We start from the raw sequence: 20,778 nt of genomic DNA on the forward strand, positions 1-20,778 counted from the left end.
CTCAGGCCTCCAGCTTGCGGATCCGGTCGAGCACGCCGTTGATGAACTTCGGGGAGTCATCCGTCGAATACTGCCTGGCCAGGGACACCGCTTCGTCGATCGCGGTCTTGGCATCCACGGAATCGTTGAACAGGATCTCCCACAGGCCCATCCGCAACAGGGCCCGGTCCACCGCCGGCAGTCGGTCGAGTTCCCAGCCCTGCGCGTGCGTCGCGATGAGTTCGTCGATCTCATCGCGGTGGCTGACCACCCCGTCGACGATTTCGACCGCATAGGGCTTCATCGGGTAATCGGGGTCGTGCGACCGCAGCTGTGTCAGCTCTGCTTCGTCCATTGCCCGCTGTTCGGACTCGAAGAGGATCTCGAGTGCCCGGCGGCGGGCCCTGCTGCGCGAACTCACTCCTTGACGCGCCCCAGGTAGTCACCCGAACGGGTGTCGACGCGGACCTTAGTGCCCTCTTCGAGGAACAGCGGCACCTGGATTTCATATCCGGTCTCCAGCGTCGCCGGCTTCGATCCACCGGTGGAGCGGTCGCCCTGCAGGCCGGGCTCGGTGTGGGAGATGACCAGTTCCACCGCGGCGGGCAGTTCGATGGCCAGCGGGGTGCCCTCGTGGAAGGACACCTGCACGATCTGGTTCTCCAGCATGAAGTTGGCCGCATCCCCGACCAGCTCCGGGCTCAGGTTGACCTGGTCGTAGTCCTTGGCGTCCATGAAGACGTAGTCGGTACCGTCGTTGTACAGGTACTGCATGTCACGGCGGTCGACGGTTGCGGTTTCGACCTTGGTACCGGCGTTGAAGGTGCGGTCGATGATCTTGCCCGAGAGCACGTTCTTGATCTTGGTGCGCACGAAGGCCGGTCCCTTACCGGGCTTGACGTGCTGGAACTCCAGCACCTGCCACAGCTGGTTGTCCAGGTTGAGAACCAGGCCGTTCTTCAAATCGTTGGTCGTTGCCACAGATTTTCCCTTTGTCTAGTGGGTAGGATTCGGAAAGACAATCCGCTCAAGTCTAGCAACTGTTTTACAGTCGCCGCGCCGGGGCGTCAATCCCAATCGTCTGATACGCGGTGAACAGCAGGCTGGGGTCCGGGTTCTCCAGCAGTTTCGGCCTGCCCAGGTCTTCGAGCACGATGAAGCGCATGAGCGAACCGCGGGACTTCTTGTCCCGCCGCATGGTCTCCAACAGCTGCGGCCATTTGTCCCCACGGTAGCCCGTGGGCAGCCCCAGATGTTCCAACAGCGCACGCAGCCGGTCGACGAGCGCGGGGTCGAGGTTCTTCGTCAGGGTGCTCAGTTCGGCCGCGAAGACCATACCGACGGCCACGGCGGCCCCGTGGCGCCACTGATAGCGCTCCTGCCGCTCGATCGCGTGCGCCAGCGTATGTCCGAAGTTGAGGAATTCGCGCCGACCGGATTCTTTGAAGTCCTCCCCGACGATGGCGGCCTTGACCGCAATCGCACGGCGCACCACTTCTGCCAGCACGGGCCCGTGCGGATCCTTGATCTGCTCGAGACTGTGCCCTTCGAGCAGATCAAGGATGACGGGGTCGGCGATGAAGCCGCACTTGACGGCTTCGGCCAGCCCGGTGAACAGTTCGTGATCCGGCAGGGTGGCCAGGGTGTCCAGATCGGCCAGAACGCCCGCGGGCGAATGGAAGAAGCCCACCAGGTTCTTGCCCTCGGCGGTGTTGATCGCGGTCTTGCCTCCGACCGCCGCGTCCAGCATGCCCAGCACCGTGGTCGGGATGTTGACATAGCGGATGCCGCGCAGCCAGCTGGCCGCGACGAACCCGCCCAGATCGGTCACGGCTCCTCCGCCGACGGCGACGATCGCGTCCGAGCGGGTGAAGTCCGACTGCCCCAGGATCTGCCAGCAGAACGCGGCCACCTGGACGTGCTTGGCCTCCTCGGCATCGGGGATCTCGGCGGCCAGTGCCTCGAATCCCGCCGCCTCGAGGTCATCGCGCACGACCTCACCGGTGGTCCGCAGGGCGCGCGGGTGGATGACGAGCACCTTCTTGACCCGGGCGCCCAGGAGCTCGGGCAGCTGCCCGAGCAATCCGTGGCCGATCCGCACGGGATAGTCCCGCTCGGCATGCACGTCGATCTGGATGGTTTCGCTCATGAGTTCAGTCCTCTTCCCCGGTCGGCTCGGCCGACCCTTCCAATGGCACCCCGGCGGCAGCGCCGAGGTCCCCGTAGCGTTTGAGATCCTCGGCCCGTTGCATCCCGGCGACGATGTCGACGATTCGGTTGACGATCGTCGAGGGCGGATCGTTCGTGGCCGAAACGCTCAGCGTCGCGACCGAGCGGTACAGGGGCGCACGCTCGGCCTGCAGCCGTTCGAAGGCCTGCAGCCTGTCCGCGGCGTCGTCGAGCAGTGGCCGGCGCGAACCGCCCAGCCGTTCCAGGGCGGTCTGTGCATCGATGACGATGTTGACGACCTTGATCGCCGGGTGCTTCAGCTGTGCGCGAGTGCCCGGGTTCAGAATGGCCCCGCCGCCCAGGGAAACGACCCCGGGTCCGTCGAGCAGGCCGCGCAGGGCCCGGCGGACCACCTCGCGTTCGATCTCCCGGAACCGGGCCTCGCCGCGCTCGGTGAAGATCTCCTGGATCGGGCCATAGCGGTCGACGATCCGCTGATCCGTGTCGATCAACGGGATGTCGAGCCGATCGGCCAACAGCCGGCCGATCGTCGACTTCCCCGCGGTCGGCGGACCGATCAGCGCCAGTCTGGCCCCGGCGGCCGGCAGCGGGTCCACCGGTGCGGCCGGGCGCGGCAGGGGCCCCTCCTCCGGTGGTACCATCACGAACCCAGCAGCCTGGGGTCGAGGGAAGCGCGGTAGGAGTCGAGGTTCCGGGAGACCTCGGCCACCGAGTCGCCGCCGAACTTCTCCATCACGGCTTCGGCGAGGACCAGGGCGACCATCGCCTCGGCCACGACGCCGGCGGCCGGGACCGCACACACATCGGAGCGCTGGTGATTCGCCTTCGCGGCCTCCCCCGTGCTCACATCGACCGTGCGCAGGGCGCGGGGGACGGTGGCGATGGGCTTCATTCCGGCTCGCACGATGAGTCGCTCGCCGGTCGACATCCCGCCCTCGGTGCCACCGGCACGGTTGCTCGAACGGGCCAGGCCACCGCCGTCGACCAGGATTTCGTCGTGGGCGGCGGAACCGCGTCGGCGCGTCGTGTCGAAGCCGTCGCCGATCTCCACGCCCTTGATCGCCTGGATGCCCATCAGGGCTCCGGCCAGGCGGGAGTCGAGCCTGCGGTCCCATTGGATATGCGAACCCAGGCCGATCGGCAGGCCGTCTGCGATGACCTCGACGACCCCGCCGACGGTGTCCCCCGCCTTCTTCGTTGCGTCGATTTCCTCGATCATCCGTGCGGAGAGTTCGGAGTCGAAGCAGCGCACGGGATCCGCATCGAGCGCCGGGACGTCGGCGATCCTCGGCCGCGGCAGGTCCCGTCCTCCGTCAACGGGGCCGATGGCCACGGTGTGCGAGAGCACCGTGATGCCCAGCTCGGCCAAGAACCGCTGCGCCACAGCGGCCAGCGCCACCCGCATCGCGGTTTCCCTGGCCGAGGCGCGTTCCAGAATCGGGCGGGCTTCGTCCCAGCCGTACTTGAGCATCCCGACCAAGTCGGCATGACCGGGCCGCGGCCGGGTCAGCGGCGCATTGCGCGCCTGCTCGGCCAGCACCTCGGCGGGTACCGGATCGGCGCTCATCACCTCCTGCCATTTGGGCCACTCGGTGTTGCCGACCTCGATGGCGATCGGCGAACCGAGGGTCTCACCGTGGCGCACCCCGCCGAGCATCCGCACCGCGTCGGCCTCGAACTTCATCCGCGCTCCGCGTCCGTAGCCCAGCCGGCGACGGGCCAAAGCCGTCTGGATGTCCTCGGTGGTCACGGGCACGTGCGCCGGCAGCCCCTCGATGATTCCGATCAGAGCCTCACCGTGGGACTCTCCTGCACTCAGCCATCTCAACATGCTTATGAGTCTACAAAAGCGGGGCACCGGCCAGGACCGCCGTCCACGTGCCGATCAGCATATGGGGGCCGTACGCCAGGCTTCCGCCGGGGCGGGTGCGGGTGCGCACCCAGCGGTAGAGCAGGAAGACGAGGGCGGAGACATTCATCACGACCAGCGCGGTCAGGGGTGCCCACGGCTCGACCCCCGCGGCCAGCGCGCCCAGCGGCACGGCGAGTTTGACGTCGCCGAGGCCCATCGACTCACCGGCCAGCAACCGGCCCAGGACGGCGATGAACGCGAAGAACAGGCCCAGCCCCACCGCCCCAGCCAGCATCCGCAGGCTCAGGCCGGGGGCGGCCTGCCAGGCCGCTACCGCTGTGACCAGGACCAGGATCGCCAGAGGTCCGACGATCCGATTGGGCAGGCGGTGGACCCGCGCGTCGATCAGGAAGAGCCACCCGGTGGCGCCGGCCAGCACCCCCAGGATCAACACGAGGCAGGTGCGAGTGGCAGTGGTGGATTCCATACCGGTGGACAGGGCCCACGTCACGAGCAGGGACAGCAGCGGTCCCAGGGCGACGGCGCCGAGCAGATACGTCCGTCCCGCGGTGCGCACCCGCAGGGTGTGCGCGGGGTCGGCCAGCAGCCGGGGCAGGCGCCACCCGATCGCCAGGGCCACGATGAGCGAAACGCACACCGACACGGCGCCGGCCGACCCCGGCAGGGTCGTCATCTCAGACCGTGCGCCGGGCGCCGGCGGCGTCCATCGCCGTCCGAATCGCAGTGGCGTCCCCGGCCGGCAGGCCCGCGGCCTCGCGAAAGGCCTGGAACTGGGCGACTGCCTGGTGGACGAGCATCCGGGTGCCCGCCAGGCCACGGGCCCCGCGCTCGGTGAACATCCCCGTGAGATCGAGCGAGCCCACGGCATAGGCCACGTCGAGCACCGCGGTGGATTCCGGCAGCCGGGCCGGCCAATGCCAGGTGTCGGCCGTCAGCACCCCTGCGGGCAGAGTGGAGATCACCAGGTCGGCGGCACCCGGCTGCAGCTGCGCGATCGGCTCCGTGGTGACCTCGGCTGCGCCCAGGCTGTGCAGGAAGTCCGCCAGCGCAGAAGTCCTGCGGGGGTTGCGCCCGTAGACTGCGAAATCCCGCCCGCCGGCCAGGCGCGCCGCCAGGGCAGCCGAACGGGCCGTTGCCCCGGTGCCCACGATGGCGACACGGCCCGGCTGGATTCCGGCCTCGGCCAGGGCACCGACGATCCCCTGCACATCGGTGTTGAGAATGCGCGGACGACTGCCGCCGACCCAGGTGTTCGCGACCCCGGTCAGGGCTGCGGTCTCGTCTACGTCCCAGCCGTGGACGGCGGCGAGCCTGACGAGTTCCTCCTTCAACGGCATGGTCGCCGAGTAGCCCGCGATGTGCGAATCGGCCCCCAGCAGCACGCCCTCGAGTTCGTCCGCAGTGGTCTCCCTGCGGTCGTAGGACCAGTCGTCCATTCCCAGCGCGGCATATGCCGCGGTGTGCAGCAGCGGGGACAGGGAATGGGCGATCGGCGAGCCGAGCACAGCGGCGCGATGCCGGGCCTCAGCCATCCGAGCCGTCCGCTCCGGACCCCGCGCCGGGAGACTGACTGTTGTGTTCGCGCAGCCAGGCCTGGTACTCCTTGACGTTCGCCTGGTGCTCTTTGTAGGTCTTGGCGAACTTGACCTCGCCGGCATCCGGATCGGTCGCCACGAAGTACTGCCAGTCACCGGTGGCCGGCCGCTTGGCCGCCAGCAGCGCCGAGCGGCCGGGACTGCCGATCGGACCCGGCGGCAGTCCCTTGTGCACATAGGTGTTGTACGGGTTCTTGCTCGCGCGCTCCTTGGAGGTGGTCGTCAGATCGCCCCTGGCGCCGAAGATGTAGGCGACCGTCGCATCGGACTGCAAGAGACCGCGGGTCTCACTGGCCTTGCCCATCCGGTTGAGGAAGACGCGCGCCACCTTGGCCTGGGTCGCCGGATCCTCATTCGATTCGACCTGGACCAGGCTGCCCAGGGTCAACAGACGATTGGCGTCATCGTTGTTGATCGCCAGTTCATTGAACTCGCCCTTCGTGCGATCGACCATATCCTGGACCATCGCAGTGGCCGAGCTGTCCTTCTGCACGTCATATGTCGCAGGGAACAGGTATCCCTCCAAGCTGGGGGCCTTGATCTCGAGTCCGTAGTCCCTCGGCGATTTGTCGTCGATGGCGGCGTCGACGTCGTCGGCGTCCAGCCCGGCCGCGACCATCTTCGGCTTGATCTGCTTGATCGTCTGCCCCTCGGCCACGGTCACCCGATTGGCGGCCTGCCCCTTCTGCAGCAGGTCCAGCGCTGCGGCCGAACTCATCTGCTTGTGCATCCGGAAGGTGCCCGCCTGGATCGTGAAGTCGCGTTCCTCGACCAGTTTGAGGAACGGTCGGGCGGCCTGAATGACCTCCTGGTCGACGAGCTGATTGGCCACGGCCCGGGCAGAGGTCCCCTGTTCGATCGTCACGACGACTTCACCGGTTCCACTGCCCTCGTAGTCTGCGTTCGAACCGAATACCTCGCCGAAGGCGCCCTTGGCGGTGAAGACAGCGAACACCCCGCCGCCGAGCAGCAGGACCGCCGCGACGACGATGATCGCGACCATCCGGCGACGTCGGAACTTCCTGCGGCGCTCTCTGGCCCTGCGGGAAGTCCGGGTCTCCTCACCGAACTGGGCGAACTCTTCGTGCAGTGTCACAAGTGGTCTCCCCCAGGTGGCTGGCTTTCGTGCGGCAGCGGATCGCCTGCGGGCGATCCCGTGGTCTTCTCGGCCTCGAGTGCCGATTGCAGGATGACGACGGCGGCCACAGCGTCGACGCGCTCGCGCCGCTGCCGGGAATTCCTGCCCGCCGACTGTAGCATGCGGTGGGCCTCCGTAGTGGTGAAGCGCTCGTCGAACAGGCGGATCGGAACACCCGAGGTTTCCGCTATCAGTCGGGTGAATTCAAGGGCCGTCGCCGCCGACTTGCCCTCCTGCCCGCGCAGGGTCTTCGGCTTACCACAGACGATTTCGATAGGTTCGACTTCGTTAATGAGATCGCGGATCTCCCGCAGCGCGCGTTCGTCCCCATCGCGCCGGTAGACCGTCGCCAGCGGGGTGGCGAGAATCCCGTCGGGGTCGCAGTAGGCGACCCCGACGCGTACGCTGCCGACGTCGATGCCCAGACGTCTGCCCCTGCGGAAACTCACGAATGAGATCCGGCCAGGCGGGCGATCTCCTCCAGAGCCGCAGCGGCGCGGCCGTAGTCGCTGCCGCCGCCCTGGGCGATATCGGGCTTGCCGCCACCGCCTCCGCCGAGGACCGCAGAGGCGGCCCGCACCAACTCGCCGGCCCGCAGACCCAGCGCCTGCGCCGCATCGTTGACCGCGACGACGACCGCGGGCTTGCCAGCGGCATCGCCGATCCCGGCGATCACCGCTGGTTCGGCGCCCAGGCGTCCGCGCACATCGAGGACGAAGGCGCGTACGTCACCTGCATTGGACACGGCCCCCAGATCCGTACCGGAGAACCGGATGCCGGCCACCTCGCGGATGGAGGCGACGGCGGAGGCCGCCTGGCCCAGGACCCGTTCGGAGTTGAGCTTCGCCAGTTCGCGTTCGGTCTCCTTGATCCGCTCCAGGAGTCCCGCGACCCTGGCGGGGACGTCCGCGCCCGGCACGCGCAGCATCTCCGAGACCGAGGACAGAATCGTGCGTTCCTTGGCCAGATCGCGGAAGGCCTGCAGACCGACGCTCGCCTCGATTCGCCTGGTACCCGATCCCACGGAGGATTCGGCGATCACGGAGATCGGCCCGATCTCACTGGTCAGGCCCACATGGGTGCCGGCGCACAGCTCACGCGAGAACGGCCCGCCGATGTTCACCACGCGCACGATTTCCGGGTAGCGCTCACCGAACAGCGCCATCGCACCGGACTTCTTGGCCTCCTCGAAGGGCATGTACTGGTAGTCGACTTCCAGATTGTCGCGGACGGCGACATTGGCCGCGTCCTCGATCTCGGCCCTGGCAGCCGCCGAAAGCGCATCGGGGAAGGAGAAGTCGAAGCGCATATAACCGGGCTGGTTCAGCGAGCCCGCCTGGACGGCATTGGGCCCCAGGATCTCCCTGAGTGCCGCATGGACCAGGTGGGTCGCCGAATGCGCCTGCGCGGAGGCGAAGCGATGGGCCGGATCCACCGCGGCCAAGACGTCGCCGCCGGCGCGCAGCTCGCCCTCGAGCACCTCGACCTTGTGGGCGCGCAGGCCCTTGACGGGGCTCTGCACATCGGTCACACGGGCGGTGAAGCCATCACCGGAGATCAACCCGACGTCCGCGCGCTGGCCGCCGGCCTCGGCGTAGAACGGGGTGGTGTCGAGCACCAGGTCCACGGTGTCCCCGGGCCGGGCGACGTCGACGAACTGCCCAGCGGAGACCAGGCCACGCACCGTGGCGCCCGATTCCAGGGTGTCGTAGCCGACGAACTCCGTCGCCCCGCCGTCGAGCAGTTCGCTGAATGCCGTGACGTCGGCGTGGCCGCCCTTCTTCGATTTGGCATCGGCCTTGGCACGCTGTCGCTGCTGCTCCATCAGGGTCCGGAAGCCCGCCTCGTCGACCTCGACGCCCTGTTCGTGGGCCATCTCCAGGGTCAGGTCGATCGGGAACCCGTGGGTATCGTGCAGGGCGAAGGCCACCTCGCCGGAGAGCTCGTGTCCGCCGTGTAGGTGTGCCACCGACTTATTCAACAGCTCGGTGCCCGATTCCAGCGTGCGCCGGAAGGCCTTCTCCTCAGCATAGGCGACCCGCGAGATCCGCTCGAAGTCGGTCGCCAGTTCCGGATAGGACTCGGCCATGGCATCGCGTGAAACGGGCAGCAGCACGGGCAGGACGGGTTCGCTCACACCCAGCAGGCGCATCGCGCGCACCGCCCGGCGCAGCAGGCGGCGCAGAATGTAACCGCGACCCTCGTTCGAGGGGCGGACCCCGTCGCCGATGATGATGAGAGAGGAACGGATGTGGTCGGCGACCACGCGCATGCGCACATCGTCGTCGTGATCGGCGCCGTAGGTCTTGCCGGCCAGTTCGCAGGCCGCCGCGAGCACGGGATAGACCTCGTCGATCTCGTACATGTTCTCCACGCCCTGTTTGAGGAAGGCGACGCGCTCCAGCCCCATGCCGGTGTCGATGTTCTTCGCGGGCAGTTCCCCCGCGATGTCGAAGTCGACCTTGGTCCGCACGGCCGAGAGCTCGAACTCCGTGAACACGAGGTTCCAGATCTCGATGTAGCGGTCCTCATCGGCCTCCGGGCCGCCCTCGGCTCCATAGGCGGGCCCGCGGTCGAAGTAGATCTCCGAGCAGTACCCACCGGGACCGGGCTGGCCCGTGTGCCAGAAGTTGTCGGCGTTTCCGCGCTTCTGGATCCGCTCGATCGGGATCTCCGACTCCTCGAGCCAGATCCCGATGGACTCTTCGTCCTCGTGGTGGACGGTGACCCACAGCCGTTCGGGATCGAAGCCCAGGCCGCCATCGGCCTCGGGAGTCGACAACAGCTCCCAGGCGTACTGGATCGCCTCGCGCTTGAAGTAGTCGCCGAAGCTGAAGTTGCCGTTCATCTGGAAGAACGTGCCGTGCCGGGTTGTCTTACCCACCTCTTCGATATCGCCGGTGCGCACGCACTTCTGCACGCTCGTCGCACGCGGATAGGGCGCGGGTTCGCGGCCGGACAGGTAGGGGATGAAGGGGACCATACCGGCGATGGTGAACAGGACCGAGGGCTCCGGGCTGATGACCGACGCACTGGGCACGACGGTGTGTCCCTTGGATTCGAAGAATTTCAGCCAACGACGCTTGATTTCAGCGGTCTTCATTCCCAACCTTCCGGTTTTCTTAGCAGGGGGTGCGCCCGAGCGCCGTGGGACCGGCTGCGCGGACACTGTGTCAACACCCGATCGATTCTACGGGATGACACGACCGCCCCGACACCACAGTGGGTGCCGGGGCGGGGTGACGCTACCTGTGCGCGGCGATCAGCGCGAGTAGTGCTCGACGACCAGCTGGACGTCGCAGGTCACGGGGACCTCTTCACGCTTGGGCCGACGCAGCAGCGTGGCCTGCAGGGCTTCGAGGTTCACGTTCAGGTAACCGGGGACCGCGGGCAGCACATCGCGGTGCGCACCGGCGGCGGCGACCTGGAACGGATCCATATCGGCCGAGCGGGTGTGCACGGAGATGGTCTGGCCTTCCTTCACGCGGAAGGAGGGGCGGTCCACGCGCTGGCCGTCGACGCAGATGTGACGGTGCACGACGAACTGGCGGGCCTGGGCGATGGTGCGGGCGAAGCCGGCACGCAGGACCAGGGCGTCCAGACGCATTTCGAGCAGCTCGACCAGGTTTTCACCGGTCATGCCCGGCTGGCGGTGGGCTTCCTTGTAGACCTTGAGCAGCTGGGCCTCGCGGATGCCGTACTGGGCGCGCAGACGCTGCTTCTCCTTCAGGCGGATCGAGTAGTCCGAGTCGTTGCGACGACGGGCACGGCCGTGCTCGCCGGGCGGGTACGGACGACGCTCGAAGTACTTTTCGGCCTTCGGGGTCAGGGCAATGCCGAGGGCGCGCGACAGGCGGACCTGACGGCGCGAACGCGTTGCATGAGACATGTGATGTCTACCTTTCGTATGTGCATTGAGCTTCGACGCCTGTGCTCCACGGGAATCCGCGAGTACTGGGCTCGGCCGGCGTCCAAGCGGCTGTTTCCCAGGGTGGGAAGGCAATGGTCCGGCTCGAGTCAACCGGGCAAGGCCGCCTTTAAGGTGCAGGCACAGCAGTAGACAACTCTACCGCACCCGGACCCCTGCAAGCCGCCTCACCCCTGTGGTTTGCGTCTCGCCTCGATATGGCGCAGGCGCTCGGCCATGTTCCTCTCCGCCCCGTTGCCCGTCGGCCGATAGTAGCGAGCGGCTTCCAGGGACTCCGGCAGATAGTCCTGCGGTGAGATCGAGAAGGGGTAGTCGTGGGAGTATTTGTATCCGTCCCCGTGTCCCAGGGCCGCAGCCCCCGGATAGTGCGCATCGCGCAGATGAGCTGGGACCTCCCCCGCCTTGCCCGCTTTGACATCGGCGATGGCCTCGTTGATACCGGTGTACGAGGCATTGGATTTCGGTGCGGCCGCCAGGTAGACCACGGCCTCGGCCAGGGGGATCCTGCCCTCGGGCATGCCGATGCGCTCCACGGCGGTCTGCGCGGCAACGGCCAGGGTCAGCGCCTGCGGATCCGCCATGCCGATGTCCTCGGCCGCCGAGATCACGATCCGTCTGGCGATGAAGCGCGGGTCCTCACCGGCGACGATCATCCTGGCCAGATAGTGCAACGCGGCATCCGGATCCGAGCCGCGAATCGACTTGATGAAGGCACTGATCACGTCGTAGTGCTGATCCCCTGCCCGGTCGTAGCGGACCATCGCCTGGTCCGCCGCCTCGGCGGTGAAGGCCGCCGTGATGACGGGGGTCCCCTCCCCCTTGGTCCGCGCCTGGGCGATCGCCGCAGCGGCCTCGAGCACGGTCAGGGACCGGCGCGCGTCTCCCCCGGCGATCGCCACGATGTGCTCCCTGGCCTCGTCCTCGAGGACGAAACCGCCGGCCAGTCCCCGGTCGCTTGACACCGCGTGCTCGAGCAGGTGGGAGATGTCCTCGGGCGTCAGGGGTTTGAGTGTGAGCACCAGCGAGCGGGAGACCAGGGGTGCGATCACGGAGAAGGACGGATTCTCGGTGGTCGCCGCCACCAACACCACCAGACGGTTCTCCACGGCCGGCAGCAGGGCATCCTGTTGCGCCTTGGAGAACCGGTGGATCTCATCGAGGAACAGCACAGTGGTGCGCCCGTGCAGGTCCCGTTCGTTGCGCGCGTTCTCCACCACGCGGCGCACGTCCTTGACCCCGGCTGTGATCGCGGAGAGCTCCACGAAGCGCCGGTCCCCGGCATGGGAGATGACGTGCGCCAGGGTGGTCTTGCCCACGCCCGGCGGACCCCACAGGATCACGGAGGACGCGCCCGCCTTCGAACCGGCCTGTGCGCCGGCCAACTGCTGCAGTGGTGAACCGGGGAACGTCAGGTGTTCCTGGCCGACCACCTCGTCCATGGTCCGCGGGCGCATCCGCACCGCCAGCGGGTCCAGTGCGGATCCGGAGCCGGCGAAGGCCGGGGACGGCGATTCGTCGTCCCCGGCCTCCTGGTTGAACAGGTCCGCCACGATGGGTGTCAGTCCTCTTCTTCTGCGACGTAGTCCACGCCGGCTTCCTTGCGCTGGTGCTCGGTGATCGCACCGGGTGCATCGGTCAGCGGGTCGTAGCCGCCACCGGACTTCGGGAAGGCGATGACGTCGCGAATCGAATCGGAGTGGGTCAGCAGCGAGACGATGCGGTCCCACCCGAAGGCGATGCCGCCGTGCGGCGGGGCGCCGAAGGCGAAGGCGTCGAGCAGGAAGCCGAACTTCTCACGCGCCTCGGCCTCGGAGATGCCCATCACCTTGAACACGCGCTCCTGGATGTCCGGGCGGTGAATACGGATGGAACCGCCGCCGATCTCATTGCCGTTGCACACGATGTCGTAGGCGTAGGCCAGCGCGGAACCCGGATCCGTGTCGAAGGTGTCGAGGAATTCCGGCTTGGGCGAGGTGAAGGCGTGGTGCACCGCGGTCCATTTGCCGGCGCCCACGGCCACATCGCCCGCTGCCACCGCCTCTTCTGCGGGTTCGAACAGCGGAGCGTCGACGACCCAGACGAAGGCCCAGGCGTTCTCATCGATCAGGCCGGAGCGCGCGGCGATCTCATTGCGGGCTGAACCCAGCAGGGCGCGGGCGGCCTTGGGCTTGTCCGCTGCGAAGAAGATCGCATCGCCGGGGACGGCGCCCACCGCTGCGGCCAGTCCGGCCTTCTCGTCCTCCGAGATGTTCTTGGCCACCGGTCCGCCCAGCGTGCCATCGGCCTGGACCTGTACATAGGCCAGGCCCTTGGCTCCGCGCTGCTTGGCCCAGTCCTGCCAGGCATCGAACTGCCGACGCGGCAGCGAGGCCCCACCCGGGTAGACGACCGCGCCCACATAGGGCGCCTGGAACACGCGGAACGGCGTGTCCTTGAAGTATTCGGTCAGATCGGTCAGCTCCAGGCCGAAGCGCAGGTCCGGCTTGTCCGAACCGTACTTCTCCATTGCGTCCTTGTACGTCATCCGGGCGATCGGCGTCGTGATGTCGTAGCCGATGAGCTTCCACACGGCCTTGAGGACGTCTTCGGCCAGGGCGATGATGTCGTCCTGATCGACGAACGAGGCCTCGATGTCGAGCTGGGTGAATTCCGGCTGGCGATCCGCTCGGAAGTCCTCATCGCGGTAGCAGCGGGCGATCTGGTAGTAGCGTTCCATCCCGGCCACCTGGAGCAGCTGCTTGAACAGCTGCGGGGACTGCGGCAGCGCATACCAGTTGCCGGGGCGCAGACGCGCCGGAACCAGGAAGTCGCGGGCGCCCTCGGGGGTGGAGCGGGTCAGCGTCGGGGTCTCGATCTCCGTGAAGCGGTGGGCCTCGAGGACCGTCCTGGCCGCCCGGTTCGCCTCGGAGCGCAGGCGCAGGTTCGCGGCCTGGCCCTTCCGACGCAGATCCAGGTAACGGTACTTCAGCCGCGTCTCCTCGCCGACCTGGCCGGCGTCCTCGGCATGTTCGGAGACCTGGAAGGGCAGGGGCGCGGCCTCGGCCAGGACTTTGACCTCGGTGTCGACGATCTCCACATCGCCGGTGGCCAGGTCCGGGTTGGCGTTGCCCTCGGGCCGCTGGGCCACGGTTCCGGTGACCTGCACGACGGTCTCATTGCGCAGCTTGTCCGCGACGTCCTCGCGCACGACGACCTGGACGATGCCGGAGGCGTCGCGCAAGTCGATGAAGGCGACCCCACCGTGGTCGCGGCGGCGGTCCACCCAGCCGGCCAGGGTGATGGTGGTTCCGGCATCCGACAGCCGCAGGCTGCCTGCCTCATGCGTGCGTAGCACTGATCAGTCTCCTTGGTAGTTCGACTCTTGCACAAGAGTTCGCGATACAGCGACTAAGTCTAGTCGCAGGTCCCCGACGGCCCGGACCTCAGGCTCCGGCCGCGGGATTGACGACTCGGGGCCACAGGTCGTCTGCGCCCGGCGCCCAGATCTCCGGATCGGCCGGCGCCTGCACGCCGGTGCGGATGTCCTTGACCTCGTTCCCGGTCTCTCCGTCGAGGAACCAGACGAACGGGATACCGCGCTTATCGGCGAACTTGATCTGTTTGCCGAACTTCGCGGCACTCGGCGCCACGTCGGTGGCGATCCCGCGGGAGCGCAGCACGGCGGCGACCCGGTTCGCATCGGCCCGGTGGGATTCTGCGGTGACGGCCACCAGCACGGCGGTCGGCACGGACCGGGTGGCCCGCAGCGCCTGGTTGCGGCCGATGAAGCGCGAGAGCAGGCGGGAGACGCCCAGGGACATGCCCACGCCCGGATAGACCTTCTTGTCCGTTTTGGCCAGGGCGTCATAGCGTCCACCGGAGGCCACGGAGCCCAGGCCCTCGTGTCCGATCAGCTGGGTCTCGTAGACGGTGCCGGTGTAGTAGTCCAGACCGCGGGCGATCTTCAGCTGGGCGACGACCTTGCCCGGGGCCAGCTCATTGGCCGCATCGAGCAGTTTGACCAGGGCTTCGAGTCCCTGGTCGAGCAGGTCGTCGTGAACCCCCAGCGCGGTGACGCGGTCCGCGAATCCGGCGTCCGTCGCCTCGATCTCAGCCAGGGCCAGGCACGCCCGCTGCTGGGCGGGGCTCGCCCCTGCCTCTGCGGCCAGGAGTTCGCCCACCGCGGCCGGGCCGATCTTGTCGTACTTGTCGATGCAGCGCAGCACTGCGGTGATGTCGCTCAGCCCGATCCCACGGGCGAAGCCCTCCAGCAGCTTGCGGTTGTTCGCCAGGATCCGCACCGGCGGGATACCCAGTTCCCCAAGCGCCTCGAAGGCCTGCAGCATCACCAGCGGGACCTCGACCTCGTAGTGGTCCGGCAGGGTCCCATCGCCGATGACGTCGATATCGGCCTGAATGAATTCTCGGTAGCGGCCCTCCTGGGGACGCTCGCCGCGCCAGACGGGTTGAATCTGATAGCGCTTGAACGGGAAGTCCAGATGTCCCGCGTTCTCCACCACATAGCGCGACAGCGGCACCGTCAGGTCGAAGTGCAGGCCCAGGGGGTTCTTCTCCTCGCCCTCGGCGTGCAGCCGGCGCACCGCGAAGATCTCCTTGTCGATCTCCCCGTCCTTGGCCAGTGCCGTCAGCGGTTCGACCGCGCGGGTCTGGATTCCGGCGTAGCCGTTGAGCTCGAAGACATGGCGCAGATGATCGAGCAGCCGTTCCTGGACGATCTGATCGGCTGGAAGCCATTCTGGAAAGCCGGAGAGTTTGGCCGCCTGTGCCATGAGTGCTTCACTCCTAGTGTGATGCCCGCCGGGGCGGGTTGGGGTGGTTAATGGATCTCTATCATTTCAGGAAGGGATTGCCGGCCTGTTCGCGGGCCATCGTCGTGGCCGGCCCGTGGCCGGGATGGACGGCACCGTCGGGCAGACCGCGCAGTACCGCAAGGCTGTCGACCATGGCACGCGCACTGCCGCCCGGCAGGTCGGTGCGTCCCACCGAACCGGCGAACAGGATATCGCCGGAGAAGTACACCGTCTCCCCCGTGTCCGGCAGGCCCGCGGCGATCAGTGTGGAACCCTCCGTGTGCCCGGGCAACACCGTGAAGTCGAAGTCGAGCCCCGCCAGGCTGAGCCGCTCCGGCAGTGCCCGCGCCACCGGCGCCGGCCAATCGGGCACGGCGCGTGCCACCACCGCGGCGAAGTCACCGGTCATCGTGGCCGCGGGATCGGCCAGCCGGTAGTGGTCCGCGGCGGCCAGGTAGACCGGTACGTCCCAGGACTCAAGGTATGCGGGCAGTCCCAGCACGTGGTCGGGATGTCCATGGGTCAGCAATACCGCCACCGGGTGCAGGCCCGCGGCCTCAACCTGGGCGCGTACCCCTTCCGCGCCGCCGAGGCCCGCGTCGATCAACACGCACTCCTGCGATTCTGCGGCGGAGACGACATAGCAGTTGACGCCCAGAAACGGGGCGACAGTGGTCAAAACGCGCATAGCCCGATTCTATCCACGAGGCGGGCGCAGTGGACGGATTGGCCCTGCCCCGGACCACAACGGCTAAGCTGTGGGGGTACTTCAACCGCATAGTCGAGTGATCCGTGTGATTCGACCGACGACAGACAGGGAATCTCCATGACTGATTCGAACCATCCCGTTCCGAAACCAGGCCCCCGCCCGGGCCCGAAGCCCTCGGCGCTGGCGCCGGTGCCGGCGACCGAGCACCGCGACCGCAGCGCAGAGCTGGCCGCCGCCACCGCCTTCGGCCGGGTCGATGAAGCGCAGACGGTTTTCGTCCGGACGGCCGAGGGCGAACGCCCTGTGGGACAGTACCCCGACGCCGATGCCGCAGGCGCCCTGGAGTACTTCGCCAACAAGTACCTCGACCTGGTCGACGCGGCGGAGCTGCTGGGCCAGCGCCTGGCCGCCGGTGCGCCCGCCGATGCGATCCGGCGTTCCGCCGCCGCCCAGCGCGAGGCCCTGGCCGGCGCGGACGTGGTCGGGGACCTGGCCGGACTCGACGAGCGCCTCCAACAGCTCGCCGCACGTGCCGACACCGCTGCCGCCGCGGCCCAGCAGGAGACCGAGGCAAGGCGCGAGGAGGGCCGTCTGCGCCGCCGGGAGATCGTGGACGAGGCGGAGCGGATCGCCGCCCAGGATTCCGCCAGGGTCCAGTGGAAGCAGTCCGGCGCCCGGATGCGGGAACTGTTCGCGCGCTGGAAGGAGGTGCAGGCCGCCAGCCCGCGCCTGCCGCGGTCGGAGGATCAGGAACTGTGGGGACGCTTCGCGAAGGCCCGCAACGGGTTCGACCGGCGCCGCAAGGAGTTCTTCGCCGAGCTGGACGCCCACAATGCCGAGGGCAAGCGGCTGAAGGAGAAGCTGGTCGCCCAGGCCGAGGAGCTCTCCGGTTCCACCGATTGGCGCGAGACCGCAGGGCGGTTCCGCGACCTGATGGACAAGTGGAAGGCCACCCCGCGGGCGGGCCGCAAGGACGACGACGCCCTGTGGGCCCGCTTCAGGGCCGCACAGGATGTCTTCTTCGCCGCGCGCAAGGCCGAGAACGATGCGATCGACGCCGGCTATGCGGACAACCTGGTGGTCAAGGAGGCTCTGCTCGAACGCGCCAGGGCCCTCCTGCCGATCACCGACATCGATTCAACCAAGCAAGCCCTGCGGAAGATCCAGGACGAGTGGGAGGACGCGGGCCGGGTCCCGCGCGCCGATATCAGCCGGATGGAGAACGGTCTGCGCGAGGTCGAGTCGGCACTGTCCGCAGCAGAGGACGAGCGCTGGCGCAAGACCAACCCGGAGACCCGGGCACGGACCAGCGGAGTGCTCTCCCAGCTGACCGATCAGCTCGACGAGTTGCAGGCCAAGCTCGACGCCGCCGAGGCCGCAGGCGATCAGAAGCGCATCGCCAAGGCCGGCGAGGAGCTCGAGACGAAGCGTAAATGGTATGAGCAGTTGGCCCGCACTGCCGAGGAGTTCTCCGACTAAGGCATCAGACATCTGTGGATAACCGGCCCGCAGCGGTGGGCTCCGGGCCGGTTATCCACAGATTCCCCCGGGGGTCTGGCCTGGTGGCCAATGAGCTGCCAGGCTTTCCTCATGTCCACCTGCGAAGAATCAGCCCCCGTCGACGGGCTGTTGCGGCCGACTGCCGACGTCGACCGCGATACCCTGCGCTCACTGGCCCTCGACGGACTGCTCGTCCAGCTGACCGAGGACTGCTGGGTCGCCGCCGACGCCCCCGCCGGGCCGCGGCTGCGGGCGGCCGCGCTCGGCCCGCCCCAACTGGCCGACACCGCCTATTCCCACGCCACCGCGCACTGGGTCTGGTGGGGCTCCGGGCGCAGCCCGGTCACCGTGCACCTGACGACCCTCAAACGCCGCAGACTGCGCGGGAACTATGCCGCTCACACCTTCGAACGCACCTTGGGCCCCTTCGACGTCTCCCGCCCCGCAGCGGTGCCGGTGACGACTGGAGCCCGTACCCTGTTCGACGAGGCCATGGCGATCGAGACGCGGGACCCCGCGCGGCTGGCGGCGGCGATCACCACATTGCTCGTCGATGTGGGCCGCGCCGACCGACTGGCCTTCGGCGAATACGTTGACGGGCTCTACCGCCGCTCCGGGATCACCGTGCTGCGCCGGGCGCTGGAACTCGTCGAGCTGTGACCCCGCCGACTCAGCCGGTGATCCGGTAGACGTCGAACACGCCGTCCACCTGCCGTACCGCCGAGAGCACGCTGCCCAGGTGGGTGGAGTCCCCTATCTCGAAGACGAAACGAGACTGTGCAACCCTGGCGCGGCTGGTCGCCACGGAGGCCGAAAGGATGTTGACATGGTAGTCACTGAGCGCCTTCGTGATATCGGAGAGCAGACCGGCACGATCGAGCGCCTCGACTTGTATCTGCACGAGGTAGAGTCCGTGCGACTGCCCCGTCCATTCGACCTCCACCAACCGCTCGGGCTGGCGTTCGAGTGAGGCCATGTTCTTACAGTCCTTGCGATGAACCGATACTCCACTGCCGCGGGTGACGAAGCCGATGACGTCATCGCCGGGCACCGGGGTGCAGCAGCGCGCCAACTTCACCAGGATGTCGTCCATCCCCTTGACGCGCACGCCCTCGGTCGAGGAGTGGTGCCCGGAGGACCTGCCCGTCTTGTTCTGTGCGATCACCGGGGCGGGCTCCGGTTCGGCCTGTTCGCCCTGGACGTGTTTGGCCAGTAGATCGACGATGTGCGCAGCCGAGACGTTCCCATTGCCGATCGAGGCGTAGAGCGAATCGACGTCCGGCAGGTGCTGTTCTGCGGCGACGAGCTCCAGGGTCTCGTTCTTCATCAGCTTCTCGGCACTGATATGGTGACGGCGCATCGCCCGGGCCAGCTGGTCGCGCCCGTTGTCGATGGCCTCCTCCCTGCGCTCCTTGGAGAACCACTGTCGGATCTTGTTGCGTGCCCTGGGACTGGCGACGAAGGTCAACCAGTCACGGCTGGGACCGGCGTGTTCGTCCTTCGAGGTGAAGACCTCGACGACGTCACCGTTGTTCAGCTCTGTATCCAGCGGCACCAGCCGGCCGTTGACCCTGGCGCCCATCGTCTTGTGCCCGACCTCCGTGTGTACGGAATAGGCGAAGTCGACCGGCGTCGAATGCTGTGGCAGCGTGATGATGTCGCCCTGCGGGGTGAAGGCGTAGACCTCCTGGCTGCGTACCTGGTAACGCAGGTTGTCCAGGAACTCGTCGGGGTCCTCGGTCTCCTGCTGCCAGTCCATGATCTGGCGCAGCCAGTTGACCTGGTCGAGTTCTCCGGAGTCCGCCACCTTGACGGTCCGCCCGCCGGTGCCGGATCCCGCGGCCGTCGCCTTTGCCCGGTCCTTGTAGCGCCAGTGCGCGGCCACCCCGTATTCCGCCCTGGTGTCCATTTCATAGGTTCTGATCTGGATCTCCACCGGCTTGCCGTACGGGCCGATCACGGTGGTGTGCAGGCTCTGGTACATGTTGAACTTCGGGACCGCGATATAGTCCTTGAACCGCCCCGGCACCGGCGTCCACTTGGCGTGGACCAGCCCGAGCACCCCGTAGCACTCGTTGACCGTCGAGACCAGCACGCGCACACCGACAAGGTCGTAGATGTCGCCGAACTCGTGCCCGCGCACCACCATCTTCTGGTAGATGGAATAGTAGTGCTTCGGCCGGCCGGTGATGGTCGCATCGATCTGCGCTCCGTGAAGCACATCGCCCAGGTCCTTGGACACGATGCCCAGGTACTTCTCGCGTTCCGGGGTCCGCTCGGCGACCAGTCTGACGATCTCGTCGTAGACCTTGGGATAGAGCACTTGGAACGACAGGTCCTCGAGTTCCCATTTGATCGTGTTCATCCCCAGGCGGTGCGCCAGCGGGGCGAAGATCTCCAGGGTCTCCCTGGCCTTGCGCTCACTTGAGGAAGCCGGTACGTACTTCCATGTGCGTGCATTGTGGAGCCGGTCGGCCAGCTTGATGACCAGCACCCTGATGTCCTGACTCATCGCCACGATCATCTTCCGCACGGTCTCGGACTGGGCCGCAGCCCCGTATTGGATCTTGTCCAGCTTCGTGACCCCGTCGACCATCAGCGCTATCTCATCGCCGAAGTCAGTGCGCAGGTCCTCCAGGCTGTACCCGGTGTCCTCGACCGTATCGTGCAGCAGGGCTGCGGCCAGGGTCACCGGGGTCATGCCGATTTCGGCCAGGATGGTCGCAACCGCAACCGGATGCGTGATGTAGGGATCACCGCTCTTGCGGGTCTGGCCGCGATGCCATTTCTCCGCCACCCGATAGGCCCGCAGGACGATGTCCGGATCGGCCTTCGGGTGGTTCTTCTCCAGCGCCTGCAGCAGGGGCCCCAGGGCCGGGGGGAACTGCGGCGAATTCTGGCTGCGCGCCGTCCAGAACGCCAATCGGGACAGGCCCCGCTGGCGCTTGTTGGTGCTCTTCGCCTGATCGCTCATGACCCGTCACCCTCCCTGGGAACACCTGCGGGTTCCACGCGAATAAAAGAACCACCGGTGAGCGGACTCACCGGTGGTTCAATACTACAAGGAACTTCGTGC

18 protein-coding genes are annotated in these 20,778 nt (G+C 67.5%); 2 read left to right on the forward strand and 16 right to left on the reverse strand.

What is annotated here, in order from left to right:
- Position 1 precedes the first annotated feature (1 nt).
- The 15 genes from nusB to NQ034_RS00630 form a co-directional block, all read right to left on the reverse strand.
- Complete coding sequence (nusB, locus tag NQ034_RS00560; RefSeq protein ID WP_257046446.1) at positions 2–400, reverse strand: transcription antitermination factor NusB; 399 nt, start codon at positions 398–400, stop codon at positions 2–4.
- Positions 397–960, reverse strand: a complete 564-nt coding sequence (gene efp / locus NQ034_RS00565) for an elongation factor P (protein ID WP_257046447.1) — start codon at positions 958–960, stop codon at positions 397–399. The genes nusB and efp overlap by 4 nt, the downstream gene beginning before the upstream one ends.
- 64 nt (positions 961–1,024) lie before the next feature.
- The gene (aroB, locus tag NQ034_RS00570) at positions 1,025–2,128 is read right to left on the reverse strand and encodes a 3-dehydroquinate synthase (RefSeq protein WP_257046448.1); all 1,104 of its coding nucleotides are present in this window, start codon (positions 2,126–2,128) and stop codon (positions 1,025–1,027) included.
- A gap of 4 nt (positions 2,129–2,132) precedes the next feature.
- Complete coding sequence (locus NQ034_RS00575; protein ID WP_257046645.1) at positions 2,133–2,810, reverse strand: shikimate kinase; 678 nt, start codon at positions 2,808–2,810, stop codon at positions 2,133–2,135.
- Positions 2,810–4,000: a chorismate synthase gene (gene aroC, locus NQ034_RS00580; RefSeq protein WP_257046449.1), complete on the reverse strand. Its 1,191-nt coding sequence runs from the start codon at positions 3,998–4,000 to the stop codon at positions 2,810–2,812. Before aroC ends, NQ034_RS00575 begins: the two co-directional genes overlap by 1 nt.
- A 10-nt stretch (positions 4,001–4,010) precedes the next feature.
- The gene (locus NQ034_RS00585) at positions 4,011–4,715 is read right to left on the reverse strand and encodes a prepilin peptidase (RefSeq protein WP_257046450.1); all 705 of its coding nucleotides are present in this window, start codon (positions 4,713–4,715) and stop codon (positions 4,011–4,013) included.
- Between the two features lies 1 nt (position 4,716).
- Positions 4,717–5,574 carry a shikimate dehydrogenase family protein gene (locus NQ034_RS00590; protein WP_257046451.1) on the reverse strand — a complete coding sequence of 286 codons (858 nt, stop codon included), beginning with the start codon at positions 5,572–5,574 and terminating at the stop codon, positions 4,717–4,719.
- Complete coding sequence (gene mltG / locus NQ034_RS00595) at positions 5,567–6,733, reverse strand: endolytic transglycosylase MltG (RefSeq protein WP_257046452.1); 1,167 nt, start codon at positions 6,731–6,733, stop codon at positions 5,567–5,569. Before mltG ends, NQ034_RS00590 begins: the two co-directional genes overlap by 8 nt.
- Positions 6,730–7,224, reverse strand: coding sequence for a Holliday junction resolvase RuvX (gene ruvX, locus NQ034_RS00600; protein WP_257046453.1), 495 nt, complete (start codon positions 7,222–7,224; stop codon positions 6,730–6,732). Before ruvX ends, mltG begins: the two co-directional genes overlap by 4 nt.
- Positions 7,221–9,878, reverse strand: coding sequence for an alanine--tRNA ligase (gene alaS, locus NQ034_RS00605; RefSeq protein ID WP_257046454.1), 2,658 nt, complete (start codon positions 9,876–9,878; stop codon positions 7,221–7,223). Before alaS ends, ruvX begins: the two co-directional genes overlap by 4 nt.
- Positions 9,879–10,037: 159 nt before the next feature.
- Positions 10,038–10,664 carry a 30S ribosomal protein S4 gene (rpsD, locus tag NQ034_RS00610; protein ID WP_257046455.1) on the reverse strand — a complete coding sequence of 209 codons (627 nt, stop codon included), beginning with the start codon at positions 10,662–10,664 and terminating at the stop codon, positions 10,038–10,040.
- 206 nt (positions 10,665–10,870) lie between these two features.
- Positions 10,871–12,253 (reverse strand): replication-associated recombination protein A, encoded by a 1,383-nt coding sequence (locus tag NQ034_RS00615; RefSeq protein ID WP_257046456.1) that lies wholly within the window; start codon positions 12,251–12,253, stop codon positions 10,871–10,873.
- A gap of 8 nt (positions 12,254–12,261) precedes the next feature.
- The gene (aspS, locus tag NQ034_RS00620) at positions 12,262–14,037 is read right to left on the reverse strand and encodes an aspartate--tRNA ligase (protein ID WP_257046457.1); all 1,776 of its coding nucleotides are present in this window, start codon (positions 14,035–14,037) and stop codon (positions 12,262–12,264) included.
- Between the two features lie 88 nt (positions 14,038–14,125).
- A complete protein-coding gene (hisS, locus tag NQ034_RS00625; RefSeq protein WP_257046458.1) occupies positions 14,126–15,472 on the reverse strand; it encodes a histidine--tRNA ligase in 1,347 nt (448 codons plus the stop codon).
- Between the two features lie 61 nt (positions 15,473–15,533).
- The gene (locus tag NQ034_RS00630; protein ID WP_257046459.1) at positions 15,534–16,181 is read right to left on the reverse strand and encodes an MBL fold metallo-hydrolase; all 648 of its coding nucleotides are present in this window, start codon (positions 16,179–16,181) and stop codon (positions 15,534–15,536) included.
- Positions 16,182–16,319: 138 nt separating this feature from the next.
- Between NQ034_RS00630 and NQ034_RS00635 the strand changes: the two genes are divergently transcribed.
- Positions 16,320–17,681, forward strand: coding sequence for a DUF349 domain-containing protein (locus tag NQ034_RS00635; RefSeq protein WP_257046460.1), 1,362 nt, complete (start codon positions 16,320–16,322; stop codon positions 17,679–17,681).
- A gap of 111 nt (positions 17,682–17,792) precedes the next feature.
- Positions 17,793–18,362 (forward strand): hypothetical protein, encoded by a 570-nt coding sequence (locus tag NQ034_RS00640; protein ID WP_257046461.1) that lies wholly within the window; start codon positions 17,793–17,795, stop codon positions 18,360–18,362.
- A gap of 10 nt (positions 18,363–18,372) precedes the next feature.
- Here the strand turns inward: NQ034_RS00640 and NQ034_RS00645 are convergent, their stop codons facing one another.
- Positions 18,373–20,676, reverse strand: coding sequence for a RelA/SpoT family protein (locus tag NQ034_RS00645; RefSeq protein ID WP_257046462.1), 2,304 nt, complete (start codon positions 20,674–20,676; stop codon positions 18,373–18,375).
- Between the last annotated feature and the right edge of the window lie 102 nt (positions 20,677–20,778).

Source organism: Brevibacterium moorei (genome assembly GCF_024580735.1).
Lineage (GTDB): Bacteria > Actinomycetota > Actinomycetes > Actinomycetales > Brevibacteriaceae > Brevibacterium > Brevibacterium moorei.